Annotated in this window: 13 protein-coding genes; 4 read left to right on the forward strand and 9 right to left on the reverse strand. The window is 33.8% G+C overall.

Annotated elements, in window-relative coordinates:
- Positions 1-46 precede the first annotated feature (46 nt).
- Entirely contained in the window at positions 47-670 is a 624-nt protein-coding gene (locus tag RC62_RS14245) for a hypothetical protein (RefSeq protein WP_055096270.1), read from the reverse strand.
- Positions 671-992: 322 nt separating this feature from the next.
- On the opposite strand from RC62_RS14245, the gene RC62_RS14250 reads away from it, so the two are divergent.
- From RC62_RS14250 to RC62_RS14260, 3 genes are read left to right on the forward strand one after another with little or no spacing between them, the layout of a single operon-like run.
- The gene (locus tag RC62_RS14250) at positions 993-1412 is read left to right on the forward strand and encodes an SRPBCC family protein (protein WP_055096273.1); all 420 of its coding nucleotides are present in this window, start codon (positions 993-995) and stop codon (positions 1410-1412) included.
- The gene (locus RC62_RS14255; RefSeq protein ID WP_055096275.1) at positions 1409-1846 is read left to right on the forward strand and encodes an EVE domain-containing protein; all 438 of its coding nucleotides are present in this window, start codon (positions 1409-1411) and stop codon (positions 1844-1846) included. Before RC62_RS14250 ends, RC62_RS14255 begins: the two co-directional genes overlap by 4 nt.
- A 21-nt stretch (positions 1847-1867) precedes the next feature.
- Positions 1868-2326 carry a MarR family winged helix-turn-helix transcriptional regulator gene (locus tag RC62_RS14260; protein ID WP_055096278.1) on the forward strand — a complete coding sequence of 153 codons (459 nt, stop codon included), beginning with the start codon at positions 1868-1870 and terminating at the stop codon, positions 2324-2326.
- 32 nt (positions 2327-2358) lie between these two features.
- On the opposite strand, the gene RC62_RS14265 is transcribed toward RC62_RS14260, so the two are convergent.
- Positions 2359-3789: a rubredoxin gene (locus RC62_RS14265; RefSeq protein ID WP_055096280.1), complete on the reverse strand. Its 1431-nt coding sequence runs from the start codon at positions 3787-3789 to the stop codon at positions 2359-2361.
- Positions 3790-3866: 77 nt separating this feature from the next.
- On the reverse strand, positions 3867-7385 hold the full coding sequence (locus RC62_RS14270; RefSeq protein WP_055096283.1) for a nitrate reductase: 3519 nt from the start codon (positions 7383-7385) through the stop codon (positions 3867-3869).
- Between the two features lie 183 nt (positions 7386-7568).
- Between RC62_RS14270 and RC62_RS14275 the strand changes: the two genes are divergently transcribed.
- On the forward strand, positions 7569-8279 hold the full coding sequence (locus tag RC62_RS14275; RefSeq protein ID WP_055096726.1) for a Crp/Fnr family transcriptional regulator: 711 nt from the start codon (positions 7569-7571) through the stop codon (positions 8277-8279).
- A gap of 73 nt (positions 8280-8352) precedes the next feature.
- Here the strand turns inward: RC62_RS14275 and RC62_RS14280 are convergent, their stop codons facing one another.
- The 6 genes from RC62_RS14280 to RC62_RS14305 form a co-directional block, all read right to left on the reverse strand.
- Positions 8353-9123 carry an alpha/beta hydrolase gene (locus tag RC62_RS14280; RefSeq protein WP_055096285.1) on the reverse strand — a complete coding sequence of 257 codons (771 nt, stop codon included), beginning with the start codon at positions 9121-9123 and terminating at the stop codon, positions 8353-8355.
- A 255-nt stretch (positions 9124-9378) separates the two neighbouring features.
- Positions 9379-10002 carry a class I SAM-dependent methyltransferase gene (locus tag RC62_RS14285; protein ID WP_055096289.1) on the reverse strand — a complete coding sequence of 208 codons (624 nt, stop codon included), beginning with the start codon at positions 10000-10002 and terminating at the stop codon, positions 9379-9381.
- 3 nt (positions 10003-10005) lie between these two features.
- Positions 10006-10719 carry an endonuclease/exonuclease/phosphatase family protein gene (locus RC62_RS14290; protein ID WP_055096291.1) on the reverse strand — a complete coding sequence of 238 codons (714 nt, stop codon included), beginning with the start codon at positions 10717-10719 and terminating at the stop codon, positions 10006-10008.
- 185 nt (positions 10720-10904) lie between these two features.
- The gene (locus RC62_RS14295) at positions 10905-12167 is read right to left on the reverse strand and encodes an alginate export family protein (RefSeq protein WP_055096294.1); all 1263 of its coding nucleotides are present in this window, start codon (positions 12165-12167) and stop codon (positions 10905-10907) included.
- A gap of 98 nt (positions 12168-12265) precedes the next feature.
- Positions 12266-13744, reverse strand: a complete 1479-nt coding sequence (locus RC62_RS14300; RefSeq protein WP_055096296.1) for an MFS transporter — start codon at positions 13742-13744, stop codon at positions 12266-12268.
- Between the two features lie 95 nt (positions 13745-13839).
- On the reverse strand, positions 13840-14499 hold the full coding sequence (locus RC62_RS14305) for a response regulator transcription factor (RefSeq protein WP_055096298.1): 660 nt from the start codon (positions 14497-14499) through the stop codon (positions 13840-13842).
- Positions 14500-14728 lie beyond the last annotated feature (229 nt).

Below are 14728 nucleotides of genomic sequence, written 5' to 3' on the forward strand. Positions count from 1 at the left end.
GAGAATAAAAAAAGGTTCAACTTAAAGTTAAACCTTCTTTCTAGAATTATTTTTTCTTTTTAGCTTTTGCTTTTTTCTGAGCTTTAGCTTTCTTTTTTGCTATTTTTTTAGCTTTCGCCTTATCCTTAGCTTTTTTAGCTTTTTCTTTTTTCTTGGCTGTAGCTTTTAGTTTCGCTTTTTTAGCTTTCTCTTTCTTTTTGTCTTTTTTAGCTTGATCTTTTTTCTTAGCTAATTTCTTTTTCTCTTTTTCCTTGTCTTTGTCTTTCACTTTTTTCTTCTTTTTATCTGATTTATCTTTTTTATTCTCTGCTGTTGTTTCAATCGCGTTATCAGTTTTGCTTTCTGATACATCTTTTTTCTTTGGCTCTTTGATTGTTACTTTTGGAGTTGTTATTTCTTCTGTTTTCTCAATCGCAGCTGGAGTAATTTTTCTTGCCGGAGCTTTTCGCACAGCAGATTTTGGTGTTGTTGTTGCCGCAGTTTTTGCTGTAGCCTTTGGTGTTGCTGCTGTTGGTGCAGCGGTGGTTGGTTTAACAGGAGTTACTCTTCGAACCGGTGTTTTTGCAGCTGGTGTATTTACCGTTTTTTTATTTTCTGTAACGGGCTGAACATTTTCAGGTGTTGGTGAATCGATTTTCTCAGGGATAATTTCTTCGTTGTTGTTTTCCATAATCAATATGCTTTAGATGAGATTTCGCTAACAATGTAACTAAATTGTTAATTAACAGTTAAGTAAAGATAAACATAAAACAAGTTCGCCAATGTTAAGTTTTTAATTATAATTTAACATTAAGGTGTTTATTTTGAATATGTTGGGTTTTTGATGTTTTTTTTAAATTAAAATCTCTTAACAATTCCACTGACGAAAAAATAGATTTTTGGCCAGAATTGTTGTTTATTTTTCAATGATTCAAAAATAAAAATTAAAAAATATTTTATTATTATAAGTTCACTTACTATATTTGTACTTATTAATTTAATTTACGAAAAATATGTGGTCAAGATCTCATTCTGTAACAACAAAAACAGTGACAAAAGAACAAATGTGGAATCTCTTTGCAGATGTAAATAATTGGCATATTTGGGATACAGGTATTGAATATGCCAAATTAGAAGGTAATTTTGAAAAAGGAAATCATTTTTTACTAAGACCAAAAGGAGGGCCGGACGTAAAAGTAGAATTGTTAGAGGTTGTAGAAAATAAAAGATTTCTGGATGTTACTAAATTTCCTTTGGCAAAAATGTATGACGAGCATTTATTCGAAGAAACTCCTGATGGATTGAAGATTACCAATATTATAACGGTAAAAGGGATATTAGGTTTTCTTTGGGTAAAACTAGTAGCTCAAAAAATCGTTGATGCTTTACCAGCTGACGTTCAGGGACAAATTAAAGCAGCGTCTAAAATATGAGAGCAAAAAAATATTGGATTGCTGCAATTTCAAAGGAGCATACAAAAAGGGCAATAAATGGCGGATTTATTCAGGTTTGCCACGGAAAACAAGCACCGCTGAAAAGGATGCAAAAGGAAGATTATCTACTTGTATATTCTTCTAAAATAACAATGGAAGAAAATGAAAAATGTCAGGCTTTTACGGCTCTGGGAAAAGTAATTGATGATGAGGTATATGATTTTCAGATGACTGAAAATTTTGTGCCTTTTAGACGAAATATTCAATTTATGGAGTGCAATGAAGTTTCGATACTTCCGTTAATTGAAAATCTTGAATTTATATCCAATAAAAAGTCGTGGGGATATCCATTTCGATATGGATTTTTTGAAATCAATGAAAATGATTTTAACTTTATAACTTCAAAAATGGCTTTTAAAGCAAATGTTGACTAATTCACAATAAGAAAATAAAAAATGAGTAAATCAGATGATAATACATTTAGTGTTGAAAAACCAGAAGAAAGTTCTGGTTTTTTATTGTGGCAAGTAACAAATCTTTGGCAAAGAGAAATCAAAAAAGCTTTAGAAAAATACAATTTAACGCATTCACAATTTGTATTGATGGCAAGCATACATTGGCTTATGCTCCATAAACAGGAAGTGACACAAATTGTACTTTCGGCTCATACTAAAATTGATCCTATGACGACTTCTACAGTCCTGAGAACTTTGCAGCAAAAAAGTCTTGTTACAAGACAGGAACACGCCACAGATACAAGAGCAAAAGTAGTTGTGCTTACGGATTCAGGAAAAGATACCATTAAGAAAGCTATCATAACTGTAGAAGATTTTGATAGAAAATTCTTTTCTGTTAGTGGTGTAAATACGAAAGATTTAAACCAAAATTTAATAGCATTATTAGATCAGAAATAATTCCGGTAATCCGTTTTGTCAGAGTAAGATTTCTAATTAATTACAGTTTCCAGAATTTTAAAATTACTTTTTGATCCTTCACATAAAGAACAACAATAAGTTTCAGGTAAATCAGTAAATAAAATACCTCTCGGGATACCTTGACTTTCATCTCCGTATTCAGATTTATAAAGTGTTAAGCATTCCTGGCATTGATAGATATCCAATTCCGGTTTTTCTTTTTTCTGTGGATTTTCTGTTGCTTCAGGAACAGAATTTCCTAGTTCTTCAAAGTATTTACGACTTAATTCGATTAAAATTGTGGGTAATTCCAGTTTGTCAATATCTTGAGAATGAATTATATATTCCCGGGTATTAGGATCAAAATTTCTGGCATATAAAACATTATAAGTATCTCTGATTTTTATGGACTCCAGATCTTTTGGCAATTCATTTTTTTCGACAACAATTGAAGTAAAATAATGCCCATCGCGATTGTATTCAGAAATTCCAAAAGTTAATCCGTACGTGCTGATATCAAACTGATCCAGTGTTCGAACAAGATAGGTCTTGAGATTTAGCGCCCATTCCATAGCGACAGGCAAATGCCAATTGAGTTCTAATAAAGAATGACGAACGTTGATTCCTCTTTTTCCTAAAAATTTTTCCCATTCCAGTTTTCTGTCTTTAGGGATACCTTTTACAATAAAGGATTTCCAGGGTGTAATACATAATTTTCCAATTTTGCAATCAAAACACAAATCGCACATTTCTTTTAGAAAGCCTAAATCGTATAAATTATTTCTCCAATACAACCCCAGCCAATATTGATCGATTCCCATACGGTTCATGCCTTCGTAATAAGGAAAAGGGTAAAATGGAATATTAAGTGGTTTATCAATTGTTCTGTTATTGGTATCTAAAGCCTCACTGACCAAGGCAAATATCATATCGATGCCAAGAGATTCTTCGGCTGAAATTTTTTCGATTTCATAATAAAATTGTGCAATATCCCAACTGTAAATCAAAATAGGATAAATTTCCATGCGTTCCCAATTGGGCAGACGAATGTATAAATACCAATAATCTTCATGTTCTGAAGCAATAAAATTAAGGTGTCCGGTAAATAATGGAACAAGTTGCTGCTTAGGGTCGTTTATATTGACTTTTAATTTTGGCTGCTCCTTAAATTGCTCTAAAATGTATAGAAACTTATTGCCCGTAAGCCAATTCGTGTTTCTAAAAATATCGGTAGAAACATAAGAGGAAACAATATTATTGCCGCTTTTTTGCTCCGGAAAAACAAAATGATGTTTGCCTAATTGTTCTTTATCTAAGGTTTTAAACCCTTTTGGGAAAATAATATCCTGCCTGGATCCAAACGAAATAGAATCTAAACCCTGATCCATCGCCATATTGACTACTTCTCTTAATTCTCCCGGCGAAATAACGCCTCCTTTTACTATTAATCTTGTTAGTTCCATTTTTTTTGTTTCAGGTTTTAGTCACAGTCTCAGTCTCAGTCCCAGTTATCACTGAAAACTGTGACTGCGACTGAAAACTAAATTTTACATTTCGCTAATATCTCTTTAACTTCTGTTTTACAACTTCCGCAGCCTAATCCTGCGCCGGTATTTTTGCATAAATCGGTAAAATTGTTAACGCCGCTTTTTATTGTTTCTTCGATATTCCCGGCTCCAACCTGACTGCAGGAACAAACTAATTTACCGAGGACTGGTTTTGCATTTGAACTTCCCCTTAGTAATAAATTTCGTTTGTCTGATAATTCGATTTTGCTTTCAATCATGGTTTTAAACTCGGCAAATTCATTTTTATCTCCCATTAAAATAGCGCCAACAAGAAGATCATCCTTAACAATACATTTTTTATAATATCGTTTTTTTAGATCAGCAAAAATTATTTCCTCATATGAATCATCATTCTCCGGAATTTCGATATCACCAATACTGCATAAATTAATATCTTCCAGTTTCAGAATATTCATTAAGATAGAACCTTTGTAAAAACTGCTAATATCACCAGCCAAAAAGTTAGCCAGTATATCTGCTTGTTCTTCAGCAGCTGATGTGATTCCGAATAATTTATTATTAAATTCGGCTATTTCGCCAATGGCAAAAATATCAGGATTTGAGGTTTGCAAATACTGATTTACTTTTACGCCACGTCCGCAGGCAAGGCCGCTTTCTCTGGCAATTTCTATATTCGGAATTGTTCCTATGGTATAAACAATAGCATTTGCCGTGATGATCCGGCCACTTTTTAAAGCGATTTCTATTTCATGCGGATTATCGGTTTCAAAAACGGTACTTACTTCATTATCAAAGTAGATTTGAATATCACGAAGCTGAACTTCCTCTGCTAATAATTTGCTTGAAATTCTGTCTAATTGACGTTCCATTAAGCGGGACGCTCTTTGGATTATAGTTGTTTTTACTTTTTTATGTTTTAAAGCTGCAGCCAATTCTAATCCTAACAATCCTCCGCCAATAATTACAACATGTTGTTCTTCAGGTGGAAGATTTGTGCTGTCCAGATGTTTTTTTAAACGGTCAGCATCTTCTTTACGTCTTACGGTAAATCTGCCGGGAAGATGAAGTTGAGCATTTTCAGGAACAAAAGGCCGGCTTCCAGTTGCTAAAATCAAAGAATCGAAAGTGTGAATTTTACCCTGATTATCTGTAATTGTCTTTTTAGCAGCATCAATTTTATCAATAGCCACTCCAGCATTCATCGTAATCTGTAACTTTTTTAACGCTTCGCCATCTTTTACTTTTAAAAGTTGTTCCCAGGTAAATTCGCCTGTCATGTATTCCGGAAGTAAAACCCGATTGTAAAACGGATTCGCTTCATTCGAGAATACAACAATTTCATCTGTAGAATTAAATTCTCGATAATTTTGAATAAACCTGAAAGCTGCTGCTCCGGCGCCAATAATTGCAATTTTCTGGAAAGGTTTTATATATTTCCTAATCGCAACTGTAGTATATTTAAAATCAGGTTCTTTAGAAACCGGATCAACAACTGTATTCGTTAGATTATTAGTTCGGTTCAAATCGTTTTCGAGCTGTTTACCCCAGTGCATGGGCAAAAAAATGATTTTTTCTTTAATAGAATCCGTCACTTTTGCTTTTACGCGAACTTCTCCGTTTTTGCTTGATACAACGACAATATCACCATTTTTAATATCATTTTTAAAAGCATCAATTGGATTTATTTCTAAAACCGGACTTGGAGTATGTGTCATTAATCGGGATACTTTTCCGGTTTTCGTCATAGTGTGCCATTGATCCCGAACTCGTCCTGTTGTTAATATAAACGGAAATTGCGGACTTGGTTGTTCCGAAGTATTTTCAATAGCTGTTGGTAAATTAAAAATTGCTTTTTGCGATGGCGTATAAAACTTTTTATCCGTAAACAACCGCGGAGTTCCGGCATGTCCATAATCAGGGACAGGCCATTGAAAAGTTCCTTCGGTTTTTAATCTATGATAATTTAAAAATGAAATATCGATATTGGTATTTTTAGTCAGGGCACAATGTTCTTTGTAGATTTCTTCGGCACTATTAAAATTAAAACCATTGAAATTCATTTTTTTTGCAAATCGAATTAAGATTTCTATGTCAGGAAGTGCTTCTCCGGGAGCGTTGATTCCTTTTGGTAAATAAGAAATCCGACGCTCTGAGTTGGTCATTGTTCCTTCTTTTTCTAACCAGCCGGCGGCAGGCAGTAATAAATCAGCATATTTTGAAGTATCAGCATTATGTGAAATATCCTGAACAACAACAAATTTGGCATTTTTCAATGCTTTTTCGATTCGGCGGGAATCAGGTAAGCTAACTAACGGATTCGTACAAATGATCCAGATGGCTTTCATTTTTCCGGATTCGAGAGCTTCAAACATTTCAGTTGCTGTTAAACCCGGCTTATCTGATATTGCATCAACGCCCCAAAAATCAGCTACTTCTTTGCGGTGTTCCGGATTTGCAATCTCTTTGTGTGCCGCTAAAAGTGTTGCCATTCCGCCAACTTCTCTTCCGCCCATTGCGTTAGGTTGTCCGGTTAATGAAAAAGGCCCTGAACCGGGTTTGCCTATTTGCCCCGTTAATAATGATAAATTCAATAATGCCGTATTTTTATCAACTCCAACAGCACTTTGATTGAGACCCATTGCCCAAAGCGAAATAAAACCTTTTGCTTTGCCAATAATATCAGCCGCAAGTTTGATATCACTTACCGAAATACCGCAAATTTTAGAAGCTTTTTCTAATGAAGTGCTTAGAACCAAATCTTTGTATTGTTTGAAATTTTCGGCATTATTTTTTACAAAATCGTGATCTACATATCCTTTTTCGATAATGCGTTTGGCAATAGCATGGTATAATATAATATCTGATCCCGGAATAATCTGCAAATGCAAATCGGCAAAAGCTGCTGTATCAGTTCGTCTGGGATCTACAACAATAATTTTTATTTTGGGATTTTTCTCTTTGTGTTTTTCGATTCTTCTAAATAAAATAGGATGACACCAAGCCGGATTTGCACCGGTAATCAGGAAAGTATCGGCAAGTTCGATATCATCATAAGCAATGGGTACAGCATCTTCTCCAAAAGTTTTTTTATACCCCACAACCGCAGAGCTCATACAAAGACGAGAGTTTGTATCTATATTATTGGTTTTCAGAAAACCTTTTACTAGTTTGTTTACCAAATAATATTCTTCGGTTAAACATTGGCCAGAAATGTAAAATCCAACGCTATCCGGGCCGTGTTTTTTTGTTATAGAAGTAAAGACCGCCGCAGCGCGATCGAGTGCCGTATCCCAACTAACACGTTCCAGCGGATACGATTTACTGCCACGCATTTCAGGATGTAAAATCCTGTCTGAAGTGTCATTGACTACATAGTGCAGATTCATTCCTTTAGAACATAACATCCCTTTGTTCACCGGATGGTCTTTGTCGCCCGTAACCATTACGCCATTTTTGGCATCCTTTGTAACGATTATGCCACAGCCAACGCCACAATAAGAACAGGTAGTTTTGATTTTGGTATTTTGCATTACAGTCTTTTTTTGATACTACTGATTAATTGTTTTTAACAACTAAATAAATCACGTATTTATTTCAAAACAAAAATAAGTATTTTTACGTATTAATACTTATTTTTAGAATTTATTTTTCTACTTTTGATGAAAATAAAAAAGCAACCGGAATTTATTGTAAAATGTATAAAATCAGGTCTGATGAAAGAAGAACTTCCTATTTGTTATAATTGTATCAATGAAAATTGTTTCATTAAGAAACATTTGCACTTAGAACAAATGAAAGAGTATGTTGTAAGGAAACAGACTTTTGTTTGCAAAAAATCAAATTCATTCATTAAAGAAGGCGATCCTATAAAAGGGCTATATTTTATTTGTTCAGGAAAAGTAAAAACAATAAAAACCGGAATTAATGGAAGGGAACAAATTGTTCGATTAACAAAAAATGGAGATACAGTTGGCTTTCGTGGATTTGGAACCAGCAAAAGATATTTAATTGGCGCCTCTGCTTTAGAAGATACTGTTTTGTGTAATTTTAGTAACGAAACGATGTTAGAAATTCTTCAAAGCATTCCTGAGTTTACTTATGCTTTGATGTTATTTTATGCTGATGAACTGAATAAAAGTGAGAACAATATTCGCAAAATTGCTCATATGAATGTTCGTGAGCGCGTCATTGATTTGTTATTGTATATTCATCGTAAGTTTGGTCAGATTAATGGTTTAATTGATATTGAACTTTCCAGAAAAGAAATTGCTGATTTTGCAGGAACTACAGAAGAGCAGGCCATTCGCGTAATTTCTACTCTAAAAAAAGAAATGCTGATTAACACTGTTGGGAAGAGGATTGGAATTTTGGCTATATCTAAATTACGATCTGAAATTATGGAGCATAAATATTTTGCTCTTTAAGTTTATTAAGTACTATTACTTATAATCTAGAGACGCACAATTATGTATTTCTTTGTACGTCTCTTTGTGAGATTTATAAATTAGAGTACCAATTTAGTATATAATCTGCGATTTCTTCCCAACCTTTTTCGCCGCAGATAAAATGACTTTTGTTATCATAAATTTTTACATCAACTCTGCTGTTGGGATCTTTGTATTGGGCAGCAATTTTTTTGGTTAAGGCTGGTGGAAATATATTATCATTTCCTCCGCCAATAAATAGAATAGGCTGATGTGGTTTTTTAAAATCGGCATTTGAGAAAGATTTCAATAAGGTTTCCCTGCCAATTTTTCTACTTTCGGGAACAGCAATCAAATCGTAAGCTTTGTCCTGTTCTGATTTTGAGAGCGTATTAAAAAAAGCACGATTATACCAGTCTCTTGATCCTAAGTAATATTCTTTACTCGAAAAGAAGTTTACAGCAGGCCAAACTATTTTTACGGTTGAAAGTGGAGGGAGAACATTTTTAGGGGGAGCACCATTGATACTAACTGCTGCATCAGCTTTGCCTAAATCTATGAGTTTTTGCACGGCTAATCCCGCCATGGAGTGTCCAATTACAAGTGGTTTTTCGGGTAAGGTATCGATGAGTTTTGCAATATTCTCTACCACGTCTATAAAGCCTGTGTCAACAAGTTCGGGATGAATATTTTCTCGAAGTGCTGCAGGATCGCCAGCGTGTCCGGGATTTGCCGGTGCATACACTGTGTATCCTTTTTGCTCATAGTAATTTTTCCATTCTGACCAGGTACTATCATTCACGAACATTCCGTGTACTAACACAATTGTTTTTGATTTTGCCATTATTAAGGTTATTTAAAATTGATACTAATTTTAGAATAGGGCAATGCAAAATGAGAAACAACCTTTTTAATTTAGGTTGCCGATTGTAGATAGTTTCTTTTTTGTACTAAAATACAAATAAAAGTTTTTATTTTAGCAAATAATTTTGGTTTAAATAACTGTATTTTAATTAGTTATTTTTTTGAAGGGTAAAATGGTGTAGAGATGCACAGTAGTAAATTTTTGTGCATCTCTACGAAACGTGTTTTAGGAAATTTATTTTTTCTTTCCAACAAATCGAATAACTGAACCTTTTCCATTATGGAATAATCCTTCATTTAATTCAATTTCTTTTTCTTCTAACTGAATAATTTCATAATCAGGAAAATCAGATTGTAATTCTTCAATCGAAAATAAGGATTCAATATCTTTTGGCCCGCCAACTTTATCATTTATTGCCAGATATTCTAAGTGTTTTTTACTGAAGGCTTCAAAAATAATGATTCCGTTTTTACGTAAATAAGTCTCTAATGTTTTGTGAATAGAGGATTTAATAGCTGCTGGAAAATGTGCATAAATTAAGACAATAGCATCAAATTGTTCTGCGTGATAATTAAGAGTTTCTAATTCCCCTACCTGATAATCAATTTCGACATTATTAGTTTGTGCAAGTTTAAGGGCTTTGTTTTTTCCTTCTGCACTAATATCAAAAGCTGAAACTTTCCAGCCCAGTTTGGCTGCAAAAACAGCGTTGCGCCCTTCGCCTTCGGCAGGAAAAAGGATACTTCCTGTTTTTAATTTTTCTAATTGTTCTTTTAAATAGTTATTGGGCTCTTCGCCATAAGCAAATTCTTCGCTGCTGTAGCGGTCGTTCCATCTGTCTGTCCAGGTATTTTTCATCGTTTATAAATTGAATTTAATTATTAAAGGTTTATGATCGCTGTGTAAAGTCCAATCCTTATAAGTTCCTATTTCGACATTTTCTAAAATTTCAATGAAATCATTTGATGCAAAACAGTAATCAAGATGATAGGGTTTGTTTTCATGGCGATACATATATAAAGTAGGATGCTGTTCTTTTCCCTGTATCTGGTTGTGAAATTTATGATAGGTGCTAAAGATTTTTTTTGTGCCTAATTTCTCCACAACAGTAGAATGATTTCCTTCTCGTCGTGGTTTGTCCCATATAGTATTGCTATTAAAATCTCCAATTAAAATTGTTTTTGTTTCCTTAATCAGATCTTCATAAAAATTAATGGCTTTCCATACCTGTGTAACATAAGCTCCATCTTTATCTGCCGGATTGTTGGCCCAAACAGCAAATAAAGTAAAATTAGTTTTTTTGCCCGTAACTGCAATTGGCAGGATGTTTTTGAAATTTGGATTGTGACAATCCAGTAATTCAAATCGAAAATCACTGTAGGAGAAAATGCCAAGTCCTTTGTTTGGGTTTGTTCCGTACCAAAGAACGTCAGTTGGTAATTTTGTCCCAACCGGAAATTTAAGTTTTTCAGGACTTTCGCACTCAGAAATAACGGCAATATCAGGATTGTAAGCAAGAATAAATTCGGCTTTTTTTCTGAATGCCATATTACAATTCCAAGCGATAATTTTCATTTTGGTGAAGTCGTTTCTAAGTAGAAGTCAATTGTATTTATGAGCTTTGACACCTGCGTCAGCTTATGAAAACAATAAATTACTTCTAAATCAAATATACCAAAAGAATCGGTAACTGGTCTAAAAAAAACACCCTTTTCTAAAGAAGAAAAAGGGTGAATTATAATATTTAGATGTAAAAATCTCTATTTTTTCCAGGTAAAAACTCGTGGATTTACAGAAATCATTAACCATGCCCAGTTATTGGTATGACCAGCGTCTCCGGGAGCTTTTAAGAATTCTAATGTTTTAGATCCAAACATTTGAGAATATCCTCCTGAAACTACAATGTCTTTTTTGAAATTATACCCAAAAGTCAAATCTACCTCAGTTCCTAAATATGAATCCATTTTATCATTTAATGGTGTTACTACATCAGCAGCAGCTAAGAAAACATGTGGGATCAAAGCAAATTGCCATTTTTGAATGTTATAATTTAACTTTAAAAAAGCATCTTGTAAACCCACACTATTTAAATGGTTGCCTACATAAAAATAATCCATATAACCGTTGAATCCATGATTTGTTCCAAAAATCGGATTAAAAGATTTTATTACTGTGCTCCCGTCATTTGTAGCTTTTCCAGATAAAAATTCATATCCTAAACCAGCTTTAAAAGCATCAGTAACATTGTATCCAACATTTACTGCTGCATCCCACGCGCTAACTTGTCTGTCAGTACTTTTTCCGGTTTGACCGTAGAAACTCAGATTAGTATCCAATTTTCCGGTTTTGTAAGTAAGGTAAGTTCCAAATGTTTGTTTGTAATCTACCAATAAATCCGCATCAGTATTTGCATATTCATAACCTGTATTCAACAATAATAAACTTAAGCCTAACTTATCAAAAGAAGTATGATACCACGCATATTGCATAGCTTTATAATTAGCGACAGTATATGGAGTCTGAAAAGTATTTTCGGCAGTTGAGTTATATGCTAATCCCATATCCAGCTGATGGTTTTTTGGGTGAAAAGAAACTAATAATGCATCATGGCTTTGTCCTTGCTGTGCCCAATCCATTTCGCCCATGATACGTTGATTGTCGTAAGAAAGTACCTGACGTCCCATTCTTGCACTCCATTTTTCAGTTAAATCATATTGCGCCCATGCTTCAAAAACTGCTACACCATTTTTATCTGCGGTTGCTGTCGTTGGAACATCTCCCCAGGTTCTGGTATTTTGAAAAGTTAATTTTACAGTTAATTGATCCTGTTTGTAATTAAAATTTAATCTGGAACGTTGCGAGATTTGTGAAGTTCCTTCCTGACCTTCCGGTATAAGTGTTTTATATCCGTTACGGTACTCAAAACGAGGTCTGATCTGTAAATTTACATCTAATTCTTGTGCCTGAATTTCAAAGCTCATTCCTGCTAATAACAGAAAAAGAATTATTTTTAGTTTTTTCATAATTGGTTTTTAAATATGGGTAAAATTATAAGAAAAATACTTCATGTAATGTGATAAAAGTCATATTTATTTTTTTTAGTCAAAATTTGTTATTTAAATTATTGCTTATCAATTAATTTGGATAAAACGGGCTGTCTTTCGTTCATGATTTTAGTAATCGTATAATGCATCCAAATCAGACAAATAGCTGAAAATACAAGTACAAAAATCCATGAACTGGACCAAATTCCGGTTACTGTCAGTAAATATCCAAAAATTATTGGCCCAAAAAAACCTCCAAGACCACCAATCATGCCAACCATCCCGCCAACAACTCCAACCTCAGTAGGGAAATATTCCGGAATATGTTTGTAAACAGCGGCTTTTCCAATTCCCCATGAAATTCCAATTAGGATGACCAGAACCAGATAAACCCACATATTGGCATCAAATTTAATTACTGTAATTCCTTTTGCCAGCAGTTCTTTCTTCTTCACTGTTTGATTTTGTTCTACTACAACTTGCTGCCATGATGTAGTTGTTGGAAAAATAGTATTTTCGCTTTGCTTTTCTTTCTTTTGAGTTACTGAAAAATCTGTTTCACCAATCTTGATATTGTTATTTGAGACAGAAGTTATTACTCCTTTTTTGCTTGCTAAAACGCCCGGACCCGTAGTAGTAATTTCCATTTTTGGAATCATTAATAAGGCACTTAAAATCACAGATGAACTCAAAACCCAGTACATTACTTTTCGGGCTCCAAATTTATCAGACAAATAACCTCCAAAAGCCCTAATTACTCCAGATGGCAAGCTGAATAAAGTTGCAAATAAACCGCCCATTACCAAACTGGTTTGATATACGTTCATGAAATTGGGTAAAAGCCATTGCGAATAGGCAACAAAACAGCCAAAGACTAAAAAGTAATACGCTCCAAAACGCCAAACTCTGGCTGATTTTAAAGAACTTAACATTTGAGAAACGCTCTTAGTATTGTTCTCTATTTTCTTGTTTTTTGCGAAAATTAGAAAGGCAACGCCAATTACCAACAAGGAAATTGCATAAATAACGGGTAGTACTTTCCAGCCATTTTGAGGATCATCAACAGAAAAATGATTTAATAATGAAGGTGCCAAAAAAGTAGTTATTGCAGCTCCGGCATTTCCCATTCCAAAAATTCCCAGGGCGCGTCCTTGCCATTCTTTTGGATACCAGATTGAAGTATAGCCAATTCCTACTGCAAAACTCGTTCCTACCATTCCAAAAAAGAAACTCAATAAGGCAAACATAAAAAAACTGTCAGCATAAGGGAGAAGAAATAACGGAATCGAGCAGAGGAGAAGTAGAAGTGAAAAAACGTATTTTCCGCCAAATTTATCTGTTAGAATTCCAATTGGTAAACGCATAACAGAACCCGTTAATATTGGAATCCCCAGAAGCCATCCTACCTGAAGAACGCTCCAATGAAAAATTCCGTTATCAACTAAAAAAGTAACTAAAACACCGTTTAGTGTCCAGCAGGCAAAACACACTGTAAAAGCCAATGTGTTCAAGATTAAAATTTTGTGAGATTGAGATAATGAGTTTGTAGTTTTCATAGCACTTATAATTTTTGATAAAAATAAGTACTATAACTTAGTTAAAAACTGCTAAAACGCAGTTTTTGAAAAATAATTACGTATTTATACGTAATTTATAACAAAGAATATTCAGTTGCTTTATTTGAAAGCTCCATTAAATTTTTTACTTTTAATTTCTTCATCAGGTTAAAACGATGCACTTCGGCAGTACGCTTACTGATATCAAGGGCTTCAGCGATTTCTTTATTTCCTTTTCCGGACAATAAAAGCGCAAGAATTTCTTTTTCTCTTTTCGTAATCATCATTTCTTCGCCTAAATTTTGTTTCGGTTCCAATGATGCTGATGCGTTTGTCAATTGACTAATTAATATAGAAGAGATATCGCCGCTAAAATATTTTCCGCCGGCAGCAACGGTATGCAGTGCTTTCAGGAATTCTTCTTTGCTTGAACCTTTTAATAAATATCCATCGGCTCCTGCTTTTATAGACTTTAATACGTATTCTTCAGATTCGTGCATAGAAAGCATGATGATCTTTACGTTATTATTTTCGCTTCTAAGTTTTTCTACTACCTCAATACCCGTTAAGTTTGGCATACGAATATCTACTATAAGTAAATCCGGTTTGCTTTCTGCAACAACTTCAATAGCATCAGCACCATCAATAGCTTCGCCCACAACCTCGATATTTGCTTCGTTTTCAAGTAATGATTTAATTCCATCTCTTACAAAAACATGATCATCTGCCAGTACAACACGAATGATATTACTCATAATTTACTTAAATTTTATTTTGGATATTTACGTATATTCATCTATAAAGAAGATGCTAATATACGTAATTTTTGAAAAGTAAATTCCAATTTTATTAAATTCCAAATTCTAATATTAAAGGCAACATTAAAATATCATTAAAAAATAATTGCATTATAAGTTATATTTTGCAATTTATCGAAGTCTAGGGATATCGTTCATGATAACAAGATGGAGTATAATGGTGTTT

The sequence above is a fragment of the Flavobacterium aquidurense genome (assembly GCF_001404985.1).
Taxonomy (GTDB): Bacteria; Bacteroidota; Bacteroidia; order Flavobacteriales; family Flavobacteriaceae; genus Flavobacterium; species Flavobacterium aquidurense_B.

Excerpts from the sequence above, each read along its gene's own strand:
- RC62_RS14305 (WP_055096298.1), bottom strand. The coding sequence starts at position 14,499 with ATGAGTAATATCATTCGTGTTGTACTGGCAGATGATCATGTTTTTGTA.
- RC62_RS14260 (WP_055096278.1), top strand. The coding sequence starts at position 1,868 with ATGAGTAAATCAGATGATAATACATTTAGTGTTGAAAAACCAGAAGAA.
- RC62_RS14255 (WP_055096275.1), top strand. The coding sequence starts at position 1,409 with ATGAGAGCAAAAAAATATTGGATTGCTGCAATTTCAAAGGAGCATACA.
- RC62_RS14290 (WP_055096291.1), bottom strand. The coding sequence starts at position 10,719 with ATGAAAATTATCGCTTGGAATTGTAATATGGCATTCAGAAAAAAAGCC.
- RC62_RS14280 (WP_055096285.1), bottom strand. The coding sequence starts at position 9,123 with ATGGCAAAATCAAAAACAATTGTGTTAGTACACGGAATGTTCGTGAAT.
- RC62_RS14275 (WP_055096726.1), top strand. The coding sequence starts at position 7,569 with ATGAAAGAAGAACTTCCTATTTGTTATAATTGTATCAATGAAAATTGT.
- RC62_RS14270 (WP_055096283.1), bottom strand. The coding sequence starts at position 7,385 with ATGCAAAATACCAAAATCAAAACTACCTGTTCTTATTGTGGCGTTGGC.
- RC62_RS14285 (WP_055096289.1), bottom strand. The coding sequence starts at position 10,002 with ATGAAAAATACCTGGACAGACAGATGGAACGACCGCTACAGCAGCGAA.
- RC62_RS14250 (WP_055096273.1), top strand. The coding sequence starts at position 993 with ATGTGGTCAAGATCTCATTCTGTAACAACAAAAACAGTGACAAAAGAA.
- RC62_RS14245 (WP_055096270.1), bottom strand. The coding sequence starts at position 670 with ATGGAAAACAACAACGAAGAAATTATCCCTGAGAAAATCGATTCACCA.
- RC62_RS14300 (WP_055096296.1), bottom strand. The coding sequence starts at position 13,744 with ATGAAAACTACAAACTCATTATCTCAATCTCACAAAATTTTAATCTTG.
- RC62_RS14265 (WP_055096280.1), bottom strand. The coding sequence starts at position 3,789 with ATGGAACTAACAAGATTAATAGTAAAAGGAGGCGTTATTTCGCCGGGA.
- RC62_RS14295 (WP_055096294.1), bottom strand. The coding sequence starts at position 12,167 with ATGAAAAAACTAAAAATAATTCTTTTTCTGTTATTAGCAGGAATGAGC.